This is a genomic window from Pseudomonas sp. MBLB4123, assembly GCF_051904775.1.
In the GTDB taxonomy this organism is placed as follows: Bacteria; Pseudomonadota; Gammaproteobacteria; order Pseudomonadales; family Pseudomonadaceae; genus Aquipseudomonas; species Aquipseudomonas benzenivorans_B.
Genome location: NZ_CP196711.1, coordinates 3,032,266 through 3,049,924, shown reverse-complemented (window position 1 = coordinate 3,049,924; position 17,659 = coordinate 3,032,266). Strand labels below are relative to the sequence as shown.

The window sequence follows — 17,659 nt, the reverse complement described above, 5'->3', positions numbered from 1 at the left end:
CGCCGGGCTCAGCTCGGGGAGATCACCCGCAGCCGGTTGATCAGCGGCAGGCGCTGCAAGGGCGCCCACAGCGGCCGGCAGAGCCGGGCCAGGCCGTTGGCGATATGCCCGGCCAGCGGCGTGCAGTAGCCCCAGGCGAAGGCGAGCAGGGCGATGAACACGCCGCCGACCGTCACGTCCACCAGCCAATGGGCGCCGGCCACCAGCCGCGGCAGCACGAACAGCAGGGCCAGGCCGAGGTTCAGCGCCAGTTTCCAGCCGCGGCTGAACAGCCCCATGAACAGTGCCCAGAGCAGCAGTACCGAGGCGTGGTCGCCGGGGAAGCTGCGGCTGGAGCGGTCCTTGAGCTCGAACAGGCGCTCCAGCTCGGGGAAGGCGGCGCTCAGGTGATAGGTGCCCGGCACCAGGGTCGAGGGGCTGGCGTGCTGCCAGTCGAGGATGCCGACCAGCTTGTTGAACAGCACGCGGATCACCAGCAGCGTCATCAGCAGGCCGAGGAAGGTGAACAGCGCCGGGCGCAGCTCCTGGACGCGGAAGGTCCAGCGCGAGTGCAGCATCAGGGCGAGCATCAGCACGCCGACCAGGGCATCGCTCAGGCGCGTGCTGGTCACGGCCCAGAAACCGTCCCACAGCGGGCTGTGGCCCAGCGAGCCGTTGAGGCACTGGAACAGCCACAGGCCGGCGCTGTCCCACAGCGCGCGGCTGGGCGGCAGCAGCCAGCTGGCCAGCACGACGGCGGCCAGCAGGTTGAGGCCGAGCAGGGCCGGCCATCGCCAAGCGGCTTGGATGCGGATGTCTTTATCCATAGAATGTCGCTCCTCTTAACCTTCCCTGATGAAAATTGCGACGCGCTTTATAGAGATGTTGCGGCGCTTTGTCATCCGTTGTTCACATCCGGTCGCCCAATGCACGATTTCGATCACACCCAGCGCTTCCTGTTCGACGACTCCGATGTCCGCGGCGAACTGGTCGGTCTGGGCCAGAGCTACCAGCATGTGCTGGCCAAGCACGACTATCCGCAACCGGTCGCGCAATTGCTCGGCGAGTTGCTCGCCGCGGCCTCGCTGCTGATCGGCACCCTCAAGTTCGACGGCCTGCTGGTGCTGCAGGCGCGCTCCGCCGGCGCGGTGCCGCTGCTGATGGTCGAGTGCTCCAGCGACGGCGAGTTGCGCGGCATCGCCCGCTACCACGCCGAGCAGATCGGCGCCGATGCCGGGCTGGTCGAGCTGATGCCCGAAGGCGTGCTGGCGATGACCATCGAGCCGAAGCAGGGCCAGCGTTACCAGGGCATCGTCGACCTGGACGGCGCCACCCTGGCCGACTGCCTGACCAACTACTTCGCCACCTCGGAGCAGCTGCCCACGCGCTTCTGGCTGTGCGCCGACGGCCAGCGCGCCCGCGGCCTGCTGCTGCAGCAGCTGCCGGCCGACCGCCTCAAGGAGGCCGAGGCCCGTGCCGCCAGCTGGCAGCACCTGGCGACCCTGGCCGACACCCTGAGTGCCGAGGAGTTGCTCGGCCTGGACAACGAGACCCTGCTGCACCGCCTCTATCACCAGGAGGAACTGCGCCTGTTCGAGCCGCGTCCGCTGTGTTTCCGCTGCAGCTGTTCGCGCGAGCGCTCGGCCAGGGCCCTGGTCAGCCTGGGGCCGGCCGATGCCGAGCTGCTGCTCGACGAGCACGGTGGCCAGGTGGTGATCGACTGCCAGTTCTGCAACCAACGCTATGCCTTCGACGCCGCCGACGTCGCCCAGCTGTTCGCCGGCGGCGGCAGCGAGGCGCCCTCGGACACGCGCCACTGAGGCGATAGCGGGCGGCTATCGATCCGCTGGGCGGATCGGGTGCTGCCAAGGGAGGTGCTTTCTGGCATACTCCCGCGACTTTTTTATCGCTGTAGTAGTGCTCAGGCCTTAACTACAAAACGTTTGGAAGACTCGGCCGCTCGGCCGACGGGGACTCACATGACGCAAGCCAACACCGCCGTGTACACCGACATCAGCGCCGCCCAACTGGTCGAAGAAGCCCTCCGTCGCGGCGAAGGTGAACTGGCCGCCAACGGCTCGCTGGTGGTGCGCACCGGCCAGCGTACCGGCCGCTCGCCGGCCGACCGCTTCATCGTCCAGGAACCGAGCACCGAGGCGAAGATCGCCTGGGGGCCGATCAACCGGCCGTTCCCGGCGGACAAGTTCGATGCCCTGTGGGACCGCGTGCAGGCCTTCTCCGATGCCCAGAACAGCTTCGTCTCCCACGTCCATGTAGGCTCGTCCGAGGCCCACTACCTGCCGGTCAAGATGACCACCGCCACCGCCTGGCAGAACCTGTTCGGCCGTTGCCTGTTCATCAACCCGGAAACCTACAACCCGGCCGCCAAGGCCGAGTGGCAGATCCTCAACGTCGCCAACTTCGAGTGCGTGCCCGAGCGTGACGGCACCAACTCCGACGGCTGCGTGATCATCAACTTCGCCCAGAAGAAGGTGCTGATCGCCGGCATGCGCTACGCCGGCGAGATGAAGAAGGCCATGTTCAGCGTGCAGAACTTCCTCCTGCCGGAGGCCGACGTGCTGCCGATGCACTGCGCCGCCAACATCGGCGAGGACGGCGACGTGACCCTGTTCTTCGGCCTGTCCGGCACCGGCAAGACCACCCTGTCGGCCGACGAGTCGCGCTACCTGATCGGCGACGACGAGCACGGCTGGGGCGAGGGCGTGGTGTTCAACATCGAGGGTGGCTGCTACGCCAAGTGCATCGACCTGTCGGAGAAGAACGAGCCGGTGATCTGGAAGGCCATCCAGTTCGGCGCGGTGCTGGAGAACGTGGTGCTCGACGCGCAGCGCGTGCCGGACTACGGCGACGACAGCCTGACCCAGAACAGCCGCGCCGCCTACCCGCTGAGCCACGTCGACAAGCGCAGCGAGCGCAACCTCGGCGGCGAGCCGAACGCGGTGATCTTCCTCACCTGCGACCTGACCGGGGTGCTGCCGCCGGTGTCGATCCTCAACGAGGAGCAGGCCGCCTACCACTTCCTGTCCGGCTACACCGCCCTGGTCGGCTCCACCGAGATGGGCTCGGGCAGCGGCATCAAGTCGACCTTCTCCACCTGCTTCGGCGCGCCGTTCTTCCCGCGTCCGGCTGGCGAATACGCCGAGCTGCTGATCAAGCGCATCCGCGGCTTTGGCTCCAAGGTCTACCTGGTCAACACCGGCTGGACCGGCGGCGGCTACGGCGTCGGCAAGCGGTTCAACATCCCCACCACCCGTGGGGTGATCGCCGCGATCCAGAGCGGCGCGCTGATCGGCACCGAGACCGAGCAGCTGCCGATCATCAACCTCAGCGTGCCGACGTCGGTGCCGGGCGTGGAAACCAACCTGCTCAACCCGCGCAACACCTGGGAAGACAAGAACGCCTACGACGAGGCCGCCAAGGGCCTGGCCAAGCTGTTCATCGACAACTTCGCCAAGTTCGACGTCTCCGACGTCATCAAGAACGCCGGCCCGCAGCTCTAAGCCGGGAGCCGATGCGAACGAGCCGCCTGCGGGCGGCTTTTTCGTGTCTGCGCTTCGGCCTATTCGCGCGGGGGAATGTTCAGCCCGCGGCTCACCGCGGGCCGCGCGAGGAAGGCCGCCAGCGCCCGGGTGACGTGGGCGAAACGCTCGATCCGGACCAGCTCGCCGGCCTCGTAGAAGCCGATCAGGTTGCGCACCCAGGGGAAGGTGGCGATGTCGGCGATGCCGTAGTCCTCGCCCATGATCCAGGGGCCCTCGGCCAGGCGCCGGTCGAGTACGCCGAGCAGGCGGCCGGCCTCGGCGACGTAGCGGTCGCGGGGGCGCTTGTCTTCGTAGTCCTTGCCGGCGAAGCGGTTGAAGAAGCCGACCTGGCCGAACATCGGGCCGATGCCGCCCATCTGCCACATCAGCCACTGCAGCGCCTGGTAACGGCCCCGAGCATCGCTGGGGAGCAGTTGGCCGGTCTTCTCCGCCAGGTAGAGGAGGATCGCCCCGGACTCGAACAGCGCCAGGGGCCGGCCGTCCGGGCCGTCGGGGTCGAGGATGGCGGGAATCTTGTTGTTCGGGTTGAGCGAGAGGAAGGTCGGAGACAGCTGCTCGTTGCGCTCGAAGCTGACCAGGTGCGCCTCGTAGGGCAGGCCGATCTCCTCGAGCATGATCGACACCTTGACCCCGTTGGGCGTCGGCAGGGAATAGAGCTGCAGCCGCTCGGGATGGGCGGCGGGCCATTTCTCGGTGATGGGGAAAGCGGAAAGGTCGTGCATGCGGAGTCCTTGGCGGGAGCGAGTGGCGGGGCGAGAGGCATACGATAGCGAAGCCGGCCGCCTGCGGTCATGCCCTGCGCACGCGGAGTCGGCAGGCGTGCCCCGTGGCGGGTCAGTCCGCCGCGCCGGGCCGCTGCGCCGCCCGGCCCCGTTCCAGGGTCCATTGCACCAGTTCCAGGGTCAGGCGGTCCGTCGCCTGGCCGAGGGCGCTGACCATCGCCGCCAGCGAGGCATCGGCCGCCGCCTGGCGTACCTGGAAGCGGCGGCTGGCGAGGATGCGCCGGCTGCGCCCCTGCACCAGGCGCGCCTCCAGGAGGATGTGCGCCTCGGGACGGCCATTGCGGTACTCGCCGTGGAAGGCGCGCAGGTCGCTGTCCAGCTGCAGCTCGGCGCGCAGGCGGTTGGCGTCGCTGCTGAGGAGGGCGATGCGGCCGTCGTCGCGAAAGCCGTCGAGCAGGCGGTCGCGCAGCAGCAGGGTGGCACGGTCGCTCCAACGCGCGCCCTGGTAGGCACTGACCCGGGCGCCGGCCGGCAGCACGGCGATGCGCGGGCTGTCGAGCAGGGCGTTGCCGTGCGGCGTGTTCACCCGCAGGCTCCAGTCGACGCGGGGCGCGCCCATGGCCTGGTTGGGCAGGGGGCTGGCCGGCAGGCGGTAGAGCGTCAGCGGCTCGCTCTCGGGCAGCAGCGAGCAGGCGCCGAGCAGGGCGGCCAGCAGCAGGGCGCCGGGCAGGCGGCTCATGGCTGGAACTCCTCGATCCGTTCGCTGCGCAGCAGGTAGCCGGCCGGGTCCTGCTCCAGGCGGCGGGAGAAGGCGCGCAGCACGGCCAGGGTGTCGCGCAGCTCCTCGACGGCCGGGCCGAGCTCGCCCAGGCCCTGCAGGCCGCTGTCGAGGGCCTCGCGGTTGTCGGCGAGCAGGCCTTCCAGGCTCTCGCTGCTGCGCGCCAGCGAGGCCACCAGGCGCTCCGTACCGGCCAGGGTCTGGCGGCCCTGGCCATCGAGCAGCCGGTTGGCGCCGCGCATCAGCTGCGCGGTTTCCTGGCTGGCGGCGCCGATCTGCTGCAGGGCCAGGCCCAGGCTGTCGCGCTGGGCGGCGAGGCCGGCGGCGGTCTGCTCCAGGTGCTGCAGGGTGCGCGTGGCGCTTGCGATATTGGCCTCGGAGAACAGGCGGTCGGCGCGTTCGAGCAGGCGGGAGAGGGTCAGCAGCAGGTCGTCGCCGTTGGCCATCATCCGCGCCAGGGGCGAGGGCTCGGCGATGATCTGCGGCGGCTGCTTGGCGTCGCCGCGCAGCCGCGGGCTTTGCGGGGTGCCACCGTGCAGCTGGATCACCGCGATGCCGGTGATGCCGGTGATCGACAGGCGCGCGCGGGTGTCCTGCTTGATCGGCGTGTGGCTGAACACGCGGATGCGCGCGCGCACCCTGCGTGGGTCCTCGGGGTCGAGGTCGAGGCGGGCCACCTCGCCGACCGTGATGCCGCTGTACTGCACCGTGCTGCCCTGGGTCAGGCCGCTGACGGTCTCGTTGAAGATCACTTCGTAGTCGCTGAGCGCCTGGTCGGCGGTGGACTTGTTCAGCCACAGGGCGAACAGCAGCGCCGCGCCGAGGCTCAGCACGGTGAACAGGCCGATCAGCACATGGTGGGCGCGCGGTTCCATTCAGGGGCTCCTCGGCGCGCCGCCTGCGGCCCGCTCGGCGGCACGGCCACGGGGGCCGTGGAAGTAGTCGCGAATCCAGGGGTCGTCGTAGGCGGCGACCCGCTCCAGACGGTCGGCCACCAGCACCCGCTGCCGCACCAGCACCGCCACCCGGTCGCACAGGCTGTAGAGCACGTCGAGGTCGTGGGTGACCAGCAGCACGCTCAGGCCCAGGGCATCGCGCAGGGTGCGCAGCAGCCGGTCGAAGGCCGCCGCGCCGATCGGGTCGAGCCCGGAGGTGGGTTCGTCGAGAAACAGGATCTCCGGGTCCAGGGCCAGGGCGCGGGCCAGGGCGGCGCGCTTGACCATGCCGCCGGACAGCTCGGCCGGGTACTTGGCGCCGGCGTCCAGGGCCAGGCCGACCAGGGCCAGCTTGACCCCGGCCAGGCGCTCGGCGTCCGCCCGGGCCAGGCCGGCGTGCTCGATCAGCGGCAGGGCGATGTTCTCGCCCACGGTCAGCGAGGAGAACAGCGCGCCGCGCTGGAACAGCACGCCGAAGCGTCGCTCCAACTGTGCGCGGCGCTGCGCCGGCAGGTCCAGCACGTCCTCGCCGAACACCCGCACGCGCCCGGAGGTGGGGCGGCGCAGGCCGAGGATGCTGCGCAGCAGCAGCGACTTGCCGGTGCCCGAACCGCCGACCACGCCGAGCACCTCGCCGCGCAGCAGTTGCAGCTGCAGGTCCTGGTGCACCACCTGGGCGCCGAAGCGGTTGCACAGGTCGTGCACCTCGATGATCGCCTCGGCGTTCACCAGCCCATCTCCATCAGGAACAGTGCGGCCAGGGCATCCAGCAGTATCACCACGAAGATCGACTGGACCACGCTGGAGGTGGTGCGCTCGCCCACCGACTGGGTGCTGCCGGTGACCTTGAAGCCCTCCAGGCAGCCGATCACCGCGATCAGGAAGGCGAACAGCGGCGCCTTGGCCATGCCCACCAGGAAGTGCCGCAGGGCGATGTTCTCCTGCAGGATCGCCAGGTACATGGTCGGGCCGATGTCCAGGGCCAGGGCGCAGACCACGGCGCCGCCGAGGATGCCGCTGAGCATGGCGACGAAGGTCAGGATCGGCAGGGCGATCAGCAGGGCGAACACCCGCGGCAGCACCAGCAGCTCCAGGGGGCTGAGGCCCAGGGTGCGGATCGCGTCGATCTCCTCGTTGGCCTGCATGGCGCCGATTTGCGCGGTGAAGGCGCTGGCCGTGCGCCCGGCCATGAGGATGGCGGTGAGCAGCACGCCGAACTCGCGCAGGAAGGAGAAGGCCACCAGGTTGACCGTGTACAGGCTGGCGCCGTAGCCGGCCAGCACCGTGGCGCCGAGGAAGGCCACCACCGCGCCGACCAGGAAGGTCAGCAGGGCAACGATGGGCAGGGCGTTGAGTCCACTCTGCTCCAGGTGCGCGGCCAGGGCGGTGAGGCGCCAGCGGCGCGGGTGCGGCAGCAGGGTGACGATGCTGGCCAGGGTCAGGCCGATGAAGCCGAGCAGGGCCACGGCCAGCTGCCACAGCCCCTCGACCGCCTCGCCGATATGCCCGAGCAGCTCCCTGAGGGTCGAGGGGCGGCGTGTCGTTCGAGGTGGGGCGACCCCGGCCATGGCCCGGCCCACCGCCTGCAGCAGGGCGCGGCGCTCGGCCGCCAGGCCCAGCGCCGTACTCGCCAGCTCCTCCAGGCGCTGGCTGCCCAGCAGCTCCACCAGCAGCGCCGCCCCCGCGGTGTCCAGGGCCCCGAGGTCCTCCAGCTCGACCACGCTGGTCGGCGCCCTCAGGCTGCCGCGCAGCGCGCGCACCTGGGGTTCCAGCGCGGCGTAATGGGCCAGGGTCCAGTCGCCGCCTATCTGCAGGCCCGGCACGTCCGGGCCGCGAGGCGGCAGCGGGGTGATGTAAGGGGCGGTGCTCATAGCACCAAGCTTAGTTCGCGGACGTCCACTGCGACGGATCGACGCGGAGCCGGCGTCGGCGTTCGGTCGGGGCGCTGGACCATTCAGCCTGGCTGCGCTCGGAAAGTACTACGCTCACCCGGTTGGGGGCTGTGCGGGTCCGGGCTGCTTGAATATACTGCGTGACCTGCTTCACAAGTGGGGGCCAGCGCGTCTCTGCCCCCATCGGCATTGGACGAAAGGAATCGACCATGAAAGAACAACGCAAACTGCCGGCGCTGCGCGCCCATATCGATCAACTGCTCGGCAAGGGCTGGGTCATCGCCGGCCGCGACCCTTTGGCGCTACGCAAGGGGCGCAAGCACTGGGTGGTGATGCACGGCATGCTGATCAGCGAAGACCTCGCCGCCTAACTGCCCAGGCAGGGTCGCCCCGTACTGCGACGAAAGCCGAGCCCGACAAGCTGGCGGCCGACGATGTGCCCGGGGCACCGATCTGTGGGATCCAGACCGATCCGCGTAACAACCTGCGCGAAATTTTCCTGACCCTACGCAGCAGTGCCCGGCCTGAGTGGCTGGCGGTGGCCCTGCGCCTTCCCGGCGACCGCGTGGCGCTCCCCGCCCGGGCGCGGCGATATCGATACGGTCGATAAGTGCCATCGGTACGGGCCCATGGTCTTGTCCCGAGCGGATGCCTAGCATGGGCGCCCTCTGACAAGGCAACCCGCAACTGGAGTGACCATGCATATCGAAGAAGCCATCCGCAGCCGCCGCGCCGTCAAGGTCTATGACCCGGATTTCCGCCTCAGCCGCGAGGAGAAGGACGAGCTGCTGCAACTGGCCCTGCTGGCGCCGTCCGCCTTCAACCTGCAGCATGTGCGCTTCGTCGAGGTCAGCGACCCGGCGCTGCGCGAGCAGATTCGCGAGCAGGCCTGGGGCCAGGCCCAGGTCACCGACGCGGCCATGCTGGTGGTGGTGTGCGCCCAGCTCGACAGCTGGGAGAAGAACGTCGGCCGCGTCTGGCAGGGCGCGCCGCAGGAGGTGCAGGACTACATGGCCGGCGCCGTCGACGCCTACTACCGCGACAAGCCCCAGGTGCAGCGCGACGAGACCATGCGCAGCTGCGGCCTCAAGGCCCAGACCCTGATGCTTGCCGCCCGCGGCAAGGGCCTGGACTCCTGCCCGATGGACGGCTTCGACTTCGACGCCGTGGCCAAGCTGATCAACCTGCCGGACAACCACCTCATCGGCCTGATGGTCGCGGTCGGCAAGCGTGCGGCGGAACCCAAGCCGCGGGTCGGCAAGCTGCCGTTCGACGAGCTGGTGATCCGCGACCGCTTCTGAACCAGGGGGCGGGGACGAAAAGGCGTGCAGAGGCACGCCCTTTTGCCTGATGCGACTCGCCGCGGCGTTCGCGTTGCGCGCTTCCAGGCAGCTGGGCGTCGAGAACAGACATTCGCGGCCGGCGGCGCGGCGCTAGCTTAGCCGAGTGCTATTTCAGCCCGACCACCTTGGAGCAGACATGCAACCTATCACCGTTCTCCGCGATACCACCCCCGTCCCGGTCCTCGACGCCTGCAAGTGGGAGCGCATCGGCGGCGACCCGCACACCGTCAACCTCAACGCCTACACCTCCGAAGACGGCAAGAAGATCATGGGCACCTGGATCTGCACCCCCGGCAAGTGGCGGGTCGCCTATGACAAGTGGGAGTACTGCCACTTCCAGGAAGGCTATTGCATCATCACCCCCGACGGCCAGGAGCCGATCCACCTCAAGGCCGGCGACATCTTCGTCGTCGAACCCGGCATGACGGGCACCTGGGAAGTGGTCGAGACCGTACGCAAGTACTTCGTCTTCGCCTGATTCTCGGCCTCGCCGCCCAGGCGGCCGGTTCGGCGAAAGCCGACTGGCCGTCTCCGGTGCTGGCGTGTTCGGCGCGCTTCTGGTAATCATGGAGGCGTCGGAGACAGTTCGCCGATTGCATCTGGCGAGAGCCTTGCGCTGCATTCCCCGTGCAGCCGGCGCCGTGACAGGAGGGCATGCAATCGACTGGAACCCCGATACCCGCAACACCTCGCAAGAACAGCAACGTCAGAACGAGGAAGCCCTATGCACGTACAAGTGAACATCCACCAGATCGAAGGCGACGCCCGTCTGCAGAAGTGGGTCAGCACGACCCTGACCGAAAGACTCCAGCGCCACGCCGATCTGCTCACCCGCATAGAAGTGCACGTCAGCGACGAGAACGCCCACAAATCCGGCCCCGACGACAAGCGTTGCCAGATCGAGGCCCGGCCCAAGGGGCAGCAGGCCATTTCGGTGAGTCACAAGGCCCAGAACCTGGAACTGGCGGTGGACGGCGCCACGGAAAAAATGCGCCATGCCCTCGAGCACCTGATGGGCAAGCTCGAAGCCAAAGCCACGGCGAACGGGCGCCCGCAAAGCCCGCGCGAAACCTCCAGCGATGCCCTCCTGCAGGAAGAATTCCTGGCCAAGCAGGAAGAACTGGAACGGGCATAAGGCCCCGACCATCCCACCGATTGACCCGAGGGGGACCCACGCAGGCGTGGGTCCCCCTTTTTAGTGGCGATGTTTCAACGAGCTGTTGGCCGCGCAAATGGCTGCATAGTGGCGGCAGACGCTCAAGGTGAGGGCGCCTCCCCATCGGCTGGCAACCTGAGCCAGCCCAGCACGCGAGGCTGATCGATGAACCAGCGGCCCTGCCGATAGGCAACCGGCAAGGTCTCCCGGGCGCTGCCGAAGGGGCCCGGATTCTGCTGGGCGATCTCCAGCGAGCCTTCGCTCACGCTGGCGATGATGGCAACGTGGCCGTAGCGGTTGAACAGCCAAGGGCTGAATACCAGCAGATCGTCCGCCCGGGGTTTGCCGGCACTGCCGTTGCTGAACTGCAGCAGCCCGCGTTTGGCGTTCCAGGCGCCATCGGCCAGCCTGGGGTCGAAGAAGTCCTTGGCGTGTCCGTAGCTATCGGGCATACGGTGGGCGAAGCGCTCGAAGTAATAGCGTTTGACGAACTCCACGCACTGGAAGCGCAGCCCCAGGTTGTAGCCGTCCCGGGTCAGGTTGCGCCCCACCGTGGTATTGACCCCGCCATTGAAGTAGATGGCGACGCCGTTGAGCTCATCGAGCCGTTCGCCCACCTCATAACGCGCATTCGGGTTGATGCGTGTGGCGCCGGCATGCAGCGCCAGTGCAAGCAAGGGGGCGAGCAGCGCGCACGCTGCCAGGGCAAGTCGGCGTTTGGACATGGCGAAGGTTCCGCTCTCTGCAGCAGTGGGCGAGCCGCCGGGCCTGGTCGCTGTACGGCGGCTCAACATGGGGCTAGCGCTGTTTGCGCTCGGCCTCATCTATCTCAGCGAAGACCTTTCGGTATTCGGCCTGTGAGGCATATTCGCCGACCACCTGCTCGGCAAAGCCGCCAGGCAATGCGTCGCCGCTCTGCGCATCCCGCGCAAAGGTGACCACATAGCGCTGGCCCTGCAGTTCGAGGAACAACTGGTGGTAGTCCGTCGGTTTGTTCGGCTCGGCGAATGCGCTGTAGGCATAGCGAACGCGCTTGCTCAGATCAGGGGGATCGAGCAGGAGTGGTTGGGTGTCAGTACCTTCTAGAGGGCCGTAATCGAATGCGCCCGCGGCGACAAAAGGAAGGTCCTCCAATTGATCGCGGGTAAAAGGCAATGGTTTGTTACGCAGCATGGTGACGTTGCTGGCGCCGCCGTCCGCCTCGATGAGGCGAGGACGATACATCCCGCCGGCGAACCACTGGCTGGCATCGAACATCTCTTCGACCTCGAAACCGCCGTAATACATCATGATCTTCCCGGGCATCGCGCCCTCCTTGGCATGCAAATAGAGCCCGGTAGCGGCGAGGGCCGTCAGCAGGGCCAGTGTCCATACAAACGACCGGTGCAGTCGCGGGCGCCTCATAGGGGCCGGTATTCGCGCAGAGTGGCCGGCACGCCCGTGGGCGAGTCACCGGCGCGGACGCCATGAACCGCGCCTTCTTCATCCAGTGGATGGCCGATTAGCTTTTCGTTCGCATCGCGGCTGGCGGCGTGCCGCACGATGGTCTCATCCTGTGCGCTGGCGGTCTTTCGAGGCGGCAGTGGGGGCTTCTCGTTCGGTAGCTGGGCGTTTTTATCCCGCTTTTCCAGCCGCAGAGCGGCCAGGCGTTTACGGTAATTGCTGAGCTGGCGTCTATAGCGCTTCATTGCTTGTGAGTCGGCACTGACCCTCGCCCGCGCACCCTCAAGCCCGGCTCGGTCACTGGCATCCCCGTAGGTCTGGTCGTAGTTGCTGCGGCGCGGGTAAGCCCAGACCGTGGCCTGGGTGGTATTGGCGATAAGCTGCGCCAGGCTCTTGTCGTAGAGGGGATCTTCATCTTCGCCGACGTGCCAGTCAGCCTGGATGCCGAGGCCGGTGCGGCAGGCGTAGGAATAGATCTTCGCGCCCAGATCGAAGGCCTGCGGCTTGAGCATCAGCGCCTGAGCATCGCGTAGACGGTAGCTGTCTACCTTGTCCAGCTCATAGCCGAACTCGATGGAGCCGACCAAGCCATGGGAGAACAGGTCGAGCTGTTTGATCTCGCGCTTCTTGCGGATGCGCAGGTTGATGAAATCGAGCAGATGGGCGATGGAGTCCAATTCGCGATATTTCGCGCCATAGCGTGTCTCGACCACGCTCTTGAGGCGATCCAGCAGCCTGCGCTCATAGTCCTCGGTAAAGATCAGAAAGATGCGCTGACTGGAGTCGTTGGCCGTCGCCGGCGGGTACAGGCCTAGCTGGCGGATGCCCTGGTTGATGAAGCGCATCTTGTTGCCTTTCTGCCCGCGTAGACGCTCCATAAGCGTCATGTGCGAAGCGCCCACCACGGTGATGAAGTCCTGCTGCAGAGAAACCGCAATCTGCGCAGTGCCGTGCAGGTCACTGGTTTGTCCCTGATGTAGCTGGGTCATAGCGTCCGATCCTTAGAAGCTGATGCCTTGGCTCTTGAGGTAGTTGGCCGCACTCCGGCCCCAACGCACGACTACTGACTGCGGTTCCTCGGTAAACACCCGCGTGGTATTGCCGTAGCTATTGGTATGCCCGACCACGCGCTGGCCATCACCGCTTTCCACGCAATACAGCACACCTTCGACCGGTTGCCCCGTATGTTCGTCGATGAGTTGGTATTGCTCGCTATGCCTGGGCAGAATCTCCGGCGGAGTGAAAGGGGCTGCCCCGGACTGCGTACCGACCAGCACATCCCCCGAGCCGGTGACGATTATCCCGCCATGGGCCGTCGCGCTGCCCTGGAAGGCAATCGGCTTGCCGTTGATCAGGATGTTGCCGATGCCCTGTGTCACGGCATCGCCGCAGGCGCTGCTATCGCCGACCCGAAGAGTGGGCAGGTTGTTGATCAACACATCGGGCGAACCGCTGGTGGCGGGGTTGGTGCCGTGACCGGGAAGTGGGCAGGCATTCAAATCGCTGAGACGAGAGGCGGGTTTGGCCATGAACGACATCCTTGTGCAATGGTGCGGACCATCCTATGGCGCATCGGATGGTCACGGTGTGGCGAAGTTCACCTTTAGCCGAACCAGGCGAGGCAGGAGTCCGCCGGAGCTTCCGGCGGGCTCCTGTAGCGAGGTCGACTGCCGGCTTACAGCTGCAGGCAGGTCTTCCTCGCCTGGTGGTTGCCGCCGAACGGCGAACACAAGCGCTGGTGCACCCGGCTGAGGAAGCCGATCTCGAAGGCCCGGCGCTGCGCCCCGGGGGGCAGCGCGTCGCGCTCGATGATCAGGTTGGCCCACAGCCAGCCGGTGTCGTCGTTGCTCAGCCAGGCCTGGGCGCTGGCCACGCCCCGGTCGAAGGCCTCATGGCAGTTCACCGGCCACTTGATGATCGCGCCGCGATGGCCGTCATGGGTGGGCAGGTGGCTGGTGCAGGGTCTATTCATCGCCGGCCCTCCCTTGTGCCTGGGCCAACGCGCGGCGGTACAACACCAGCACGTCGCTCAACAGCGCGCGGGCGCTGTCGCAGGCCTCATGCAGCGGCCCTGCGCCGGGGGTGGACGCCTCCATGCGCGCCAGAATGTCGAACAGCTTATGCAGCATCGCCACCCGCAACTCGGCCGCCGCCTGGAAATGGCAGCCCTGGCCATCGAGGCAATCGAGTGGTTCGTAACGTTTGGGGAAGGGAACGACAACAGCGTTGAATCTAGTCATGACGCACCTCCAGGCAGGAGGCGAACGACAAGGCAAACAGCCCAAGGTGGAGCCCTTGGGTAAAAGGTGGATAGCGCATTTTCCTTATGCTCCTTCGTGTATTTAAGGAGCCGTCATCCCACCGTTCTGACACGGTTGGGGTGGCGGACCGTACGGGGGTCAGAAACCGGCTCACGAAGGACAGCCGGCCAGGCCGAAGCCTGCCCCGCACGGCCCACCATAGAAATGCGATAGCCGGGCACAAAAAAAGCGCCGGCTACTCAGCTATGGCGCTACCGCGCCTTGGTTGATATCGGGTTGTCACGCCCGGCCACGGGATTGACCGTGACCGGCGCACTCTAGCCCGGTGCAATGGGCAGGGCAAGCCCGATGAAATGGAGGGCGCTACAACAACTTGTGACGACACGCCGCATTCGGGTAGCTTCAGCCCACGCAATGACGCACCCCGCAGGCAGGACGCCGAATAGCTTTCCCCTGCTTGATCGACTGTTTCAACTGAGCCATCCGCCGATGCAAAAATGGCACGCCAATGCTTGCCCAGGGTTGCCGATGCGCCACCCCAGGTGCATAACACCCCACAAGGACCTCGCCACAGGCCGGAAGCCTCAAGCTAGAGAGGTTGCGCTGATAATGGCAGGGAATGTTATCCACCCAATGGTGCGTTTAAACGCACCATTTGGTGTCTAATTTTAGTTACCCAACGATAGACAAATCGGCGTAAGGATACGTAAATGACATGGAGTCAGGGTGACAATAAAACGAAAAAATCATGTTGTTAGCCAAGCTCTTCTGCGATGTCGCTTAACTGCGTTAAAACGAACATCGCAGAAGAGCTTGGCTAACAACATGATTTTTTCGCTCTCTTGCCGCCCTGAATTTCACCTGCATTTACCTGCCCGCTGCGCGGGCTCGTGTAGATCGTCGGATAACAACTCGCTGAAGCACACACTCGCAAAAAGCGCGCGAGCGGTGCTTAGCTCGAATCGTTATGCACCTCTAAGGAATCGCATGGAGACAATAATAAATAACCTCCTAGACCCCAGCTGGTGGTTCACGGGCTTATTCTTCACAGCCCTGATATATCTCACACCAAGAGCATTCAGAAAACTACAAACAGCACTAAAAACACCTTAAAGGGCGCCCTTCTTCGCAAACAAAAGAAAATCAAGAACACCAGATTCAATCAAAGCCTAGTAAATTACGAAATAGCAAAAGCCAACTCATATTTCTTAATATTCACAATGATATGCTGCTTTTACTTGACTTGGTTTTTGATCGGCCCCTTCAAAGACCTAATAGAACTATCATCAGTTATAGGTTTTATACTTACCACCCCAATATACGTTTCAGAAATGATTTGGCTCAGGCAAGATTCCTTTGCCAAAGACCTCGCCAAATCCAGAGGTAAGGTTGCATAACAATGCGCTCAACTATCGCTCACTTCGTTCGCTGGACGTCCAAAAGCTACGCTTTTGGCCGCCCGTTAGCTTAATCGTTAGCTACCACCTATGACACCGAAGCTACTCAGCCATATTGCTGCAGAAATCGCACCACATAAAGCGAAGCTCTATCGTGCAATGTTTGCATGCGGGATTGCGCTAGGAATCGCACTCCTCGCTGCCTACAACCTCAAAGAGCCAAGGAACTATATATCTATTAGCGTATGGGGTTCGGCAATCACTCTTGGCTGGCTCAGCCTGCTAACGTCAGTTATTAAGTGGCATCATAAGCAACCAGAGCTTTCACAACCTGAATTCGCAAATCTAGCTAAACACATCTGGCTGAAATTTGTCATATGGTTTCATTGCATTATCATCTCAGTCGTAGGTCTACTATTTTCCTACATAACCTTTGCATCCTTATTCAAGCTACTTTTCAGCTACGGCAGCTAACAATGCGCTCAACGCCGCTCGTTTCACTCGCTGGACGTCCAAAAGCTGCGCTTTTGGCCGCCCGTTAGCTTAATCGTTAGGCTAAAAGGAATACGCATGACAGAGCAGTTACTTCTAGCCAAAAGATTATTTTTGATTGGTTCAGGGTATGCTGAGAAAAATGATCCAGTCTCGGCAGGGGTTTCAATCTCACTGTTCCAAGATTCAATAGAGATATTCATATGGTCACTATTGAAAAACCTTGCTGCTGAGGCAAATGATAAAACCCCGTTTACCGCTTTTTTTGATCTTGTAAAGAACGCCAAAGGAAATAAAAATAACTCTCCACTTCCTTTCAAAGCCAAAATACTAGAACTAAACAAGGCGCGAGTTAACTTTAAGCACTACGGAAATTTACCAGACATCTCTGAAGCGAAGAAATTTAAAGCATACACTGAAGAATTTTTAACTATTAGCTTTTATGAGTTTTACTCAATAGAATTTTCAGCACTATCACTTGCCGAGTTAATTCCATGCCCTCACATTCGCGCCCAGATAAAGAGCGCGGAAGCCATGCTAGAAAGCAAAGAGTATGAGCAGGCCATGGCTCAACTATCAATCGCCAAAGCTATGCTATTCGAAAAAATTTCTGACTATTTACCAAAACCAGACAGAAGACTTTCCGACGGCGATAATTTTTTGAGAAAGATATCCGGCGCACAAAGTGTGCGATTGTTTGGACCGCTCACGCAGTACCTAGAAAAATCAAATGAAATTAGTATTATTGCACTGCTTGGAATCCAGATAAGCGACTATTTTGTACTGCAAAAATATCTCCCTGCAGCGCTAAAAATGGCTGCGGGGAATTGGGTGCTGCAATACCACAACAGGCTTAATCCTGATGAAAAAATCACAAAAAATGCAATTAATATAATTACATCAGCAGCAATTCGCGCCAAAGAAGTAATCGGAGAATAGTCGGCTATCAAATTTCCGCCTAACAACTGGTTCAAACCGTTCGCTTCGCTCACTGGGACGGGCTAAAGCCCGCCCCTTAACCAAACGTTAGGTTTATTCAATGAACAATGCGCAAGCCTCATGGGAAAAATTTCTCCACCCAGAAACACTCAAGGGCAACTTGATCGCAATATCTTTGTTCATTACAGCATTTGAAAATTTTAAGAATAATGTAATTGAAAAACCAGAAATATTCTTCTCAAATGGTTTTGATGAAAACGGACCTGTAATTGATGTAGACCAATACAAGGAAGAGGTTCTGTCGTTGTCTGACAGAAAGAACAAACTCTATGCCTCACTACTATGGTTTCAGAAGCTTGAGGCAATCGATGCCGCTGACATAGATGCTTTTGATGGAATTCGTAAACATAGAAATGAGCTAGCTCATGAGCCTATGAGCTTTCTAGCTAGCAGCGAAAGAAATTTTGATATTTCGAAATTTCAAGAGCTGATCAGGCTGCTATCAAAAATTGAAAAATGGTGGTTTATCAATTTTGAGGCCTCCATTGATCCCGACATGCTTCCCGATGGTACAGATCCAGAAAGCGTTATCCCTGGCCCTGTCTGGTCTCTGCAGTTAATGCTTGATATCGCACTAGGAAACGAGCCAGAAGAAGGCTTTTACTACAACGCCTTTACCGCGCCAAAAACCTAACAATTTATATGGACTCTCCCCACAAGCGGTGAGGAATAGCTTTTCCAACCCTGTCGTCAGCGCGG

General features: G+C 63.0%; 20 protein-coding genes. 8 read left to right on the top strand and 12 right to left on the bottom strand.

The annotated features are described in order from the left end of the window. Window positions 1–8: 8 nt before the first annotated feature. The gene (locus ACSX1C_RS14065; RefSeq protein ID WP_439886642.1) at window positions 9–806 is read right to left on the bottom strand and encodes a phosphatase PAP2 family protein; all 798 of its coding nucleotides are present in this window, start codon (window positions 804–806) and stop codon (window positions 9–11) included. Window positions 807–905: 99 nt separating this feature from the next. On the opposite strand from ACSX1C_RS14065, the gene hslO reads away from it, so the two are divergent. After that, window positions 906–1,799 (top strand): Hsp33 family molecular chaperone HslO, encoded by an 894-nt coding sequence (gene hslO / locus ACSX1C_RS14060; protein ID WP_439886641.1) that lies wholly within the window; start codon window positions 906–908, stop codon window positions 1,797–1,799. Window positions 1,800–1,958: 159 nt separating this feature from the next. Beyond that, window positions 1,959–3,500: a phosphoenolpyruvate carboxykinase gene (locus ACSX1C_RS14055; RefSeq protein WP_439886640.1), complete on the top strand. Its 1,542-nt coding sequence runs from the start codon at window positions 1,959–1,961 to the stop codon at window positions 3,498–3,500. Between the two features lie 59 nt (window positions 3,501–3,559). On the opposite strand, the gene ACSX1C_RS14050 is transcribed toward ACSX1C_RS14055, so the two are convergent. From ACSX1C_RS14050 to ACSX1C_RS14030, 5 genes are all read right to left on the bottom strand, one after another. After that, window positions 3,560–4,264, bottom strand: a complete 705-nt coding sequence (locus tag ACSX1C_RS14050) for a glutathione S-transferase N-terminal domain-containing protein (protein WP_439886639.1) — start codon at window positions 4,262–4,264, stop codon at window positions 3,560–3,562. A 112-nt stretch (window positions 4,265–4,376) separates the two neighbouring features. After that, on the bottom strand, window positions 4,377–5,003 hold the full coding sequence (locus tag ACSX1C_RS14045) for an ABC-type transport auxiliary lipoprotein family protein (RefSeq protein ID WP_439886638.1): 627 nt from the start codon (window positions 5,001–5,003) through the stop codon (window positions 4,377–4,379). Beyond that, a complete protein-coding gene (locus tag ACSX1C_RS14040; RefSeq protein WP_439886637.1) occupies window positions 5,000–5,917 on the bottom strand; it encodes an MlaD family protein in 918 nt (305 codons plus the stop codon). Before ACSX1C_RS14040 ends, ACSX1C_RS14045 begins: the two co-directional genes overlap by 4 nt. After that, window positions 5,918–6,706, bottom strand: a complete 789-nt coding sequence (locus ACSX1C_RS14035; protein WP_439886636.1) for an ABC transporter ATP-binding protein — start codon at window positions 6,704–6,706, stop codon at window positions 5,918–5,920. Next, the gene (locus tag ACSX1C_RS14030) at window positions 6,703–7,848 is read right to left on the bottom strand and encodes an MlaE family ABC transporter permease (protein ID WP_439886635.1); all 1,146 of its coding nucleotides are present in this window, start codon (window positions 7,846–7,848) and stop codon (window positions 6,703–6,705) included. The genes ACSX1C_RS14035 and ACSX1C_RS14030 overlap by 4 nt, the downstream gene beginning before the upstream one ends. Before the next feature lie 230 nt (window positions 7,849–8,078). On the opposite strand from ACSX1C_RS14030, the gene ACSX1C_RS14025 reads away from it, so the two are divergent. The 4 genes from ACSX1C_RS14025 to ACSX1C_RS14010 all read left to right on the top strand — a co-directional run bounded on the left by ACSX1C_RS14025 (window position 8,079) and on the right by ACSX1C_RS14010 (window position 10,347). After that, window positions 8,079–8,240 carry a hypothetical protein gene (locus ACSX1C_RS14025; RefSeq protein ID WP_439886634.1) on the top strand — a complete coding sequence of 54 codons (162 nt, stop codon included), beginning with the start codon at window positions 8,079–8,081 and terminating at the stop codon, window positions 8,238–8,240. A 327-nt stretch (window positions 8,241–8,567) separates the two neighbouring features. After that, window positions 8,568–9,170, top strand: a complete 603-nt coding sequence (locus ACSX1C_RS14020; RefSeq protein WP_439886633.1) for a nitroreductase family protein — start codon at window positions 8,568–8,570, stop codon at window positions 9,168–9,170. 178 nt (window positions 9,171–9,348) lie between these two features. After that, window positions 9,349–9,690 carry a cupin domain-containing protein gene (locus ACSX1C_RS14015; protein WP_208707957.1) on the top strand — a complete coding sequence of 114 codons (342 nt, stop codon included), beginning with the start codon at window positions 9,349–9,351 and terminating at the stop codon, window positions 9,688–9,690. 246 nt (window positions 9,691–9,936) lie between these two features. After that, on the top strand, window positions 9,937–10,347 hold the full coding sequence (locus ACSX1C_RS14010; protein ID WP_439886632.1) for an HPF/RaiA family ribosome-associated protein: 411 nt from the start codon (window positions 9,937–9,939) through the stop codon (window positions 10,345–10,347). A gap of 122 nt (window positions 10,348–10,469) precedes the next feature. Here ACSX1C_RS14010 and ACSX1C_RS14005 read toward each other — a convergent pair whose 3' ends face one another. From ACSX1C_RS14005 to ACSX1C_RS13980, 6 genes are all read right to left on the bottom strand, one after another. After that, a complete protein-coding gene (locus ACSX1C_RS14005; protein WP_439886631.1) occupies window positions 10,470–11,093 on the bottom strand; it encodes a CHAP domain-containing protein in 624 nt (207 codons plus the stop codon). Window positions 11,094–11,166: 73 nt separating this feature from the next. After that, on the bottom strand, window positions 11,167–11,673 hold the full coding sequence (locus ACSX1C_RS14000; protein WP_439886630.1) for a hypothetical protein: 507 nt from the start codon (window positions 11,671–11,673) through the stop codon (window positions 11,167–11,169). 95 nt (window positions 11,674–11,768) lie between these two features. After that, entirely contained in the window at window positions 11,769–12,800 is a 1,032-nt protein-coding gene (locus ACSX1C_RS13995) for a hypothetical protein (RefSeq protein WP_439886629.1), read from the bottom strand. A gap of 12 nt (window positions 12,801–12,812) precedes the next feature. Further along, complete coding sequence (locus ACSX1C_RS13990) at window positions 12,813–13,349, bottom strand: PAAR domain-containing protein (protein ID WP_439886628.1); 537 nt, start codon at window positions 13,347–13,349, stop codon at window positions 12,813–12,815. A 137-nt stretch (window positions 13,350–13,486) separates the two neighbouring features. Then, the gene (locus ACSX1C_RS13985; RefSeq protein ID WP_318644653.1) at window positions 13,487–13,783 is read right to left on the bottom strand and encodes a LasR-specific antiactivator QslA; all 297 of its coding nucleotides are present in this window, start codon (window positions 13,781–13,783) and stop codon (window positions 13,487–13,489) included. Then, complete coding sequence (locus tag ACSX1C_RS13980) at window positions 13,776–14,051, bottom strand: hypothetical protein (RefSeq protein WP_439886627.1); 276 nt, start codon at window positions 14,049–14,051, stop codon at window positions 13,776–13,778. Before ACSX1C_RS13980 ends, ACSX1C_RS13985 begins: the two co-directional genes overlap by 8 nt. Window positions 14,052–16,039: 1,988 nt before the next feature. Between ACSX1C_RS13980 and ACSX1C_RS13975 the strand changes: the two genes are divergently transcribed. Both ACSX1C_RS13975 and ACSX1C_RS13970 read left to right on the top strand, forming a co-directional pair. Beyond that, complete coding sequence (locus ACSX1C_RS13975; RefSeq protein WP_439886626.1) at window positions 16,040–16,900, top strand: hypothetical protein; 861 nt, start codon at window positions 16,040–16,042, stop codon at window positions 16,898–16,900. 100 nt (window positions 16,901–17,000) lie between these two features. After that, window positions 17,001–17,594, top strand: a complete 594-nt coding sequence (locus tag ACSX1C_RS13970; RefSeq protein ID WP_439886625.1) for a hypothetical protein — start codon at window positions 17,001–17,003, stop codon at window positions 17,592–17,594. The last annotated feature ends 65 nt before the right edge of the window (window positions 17,595–17,659 follow it).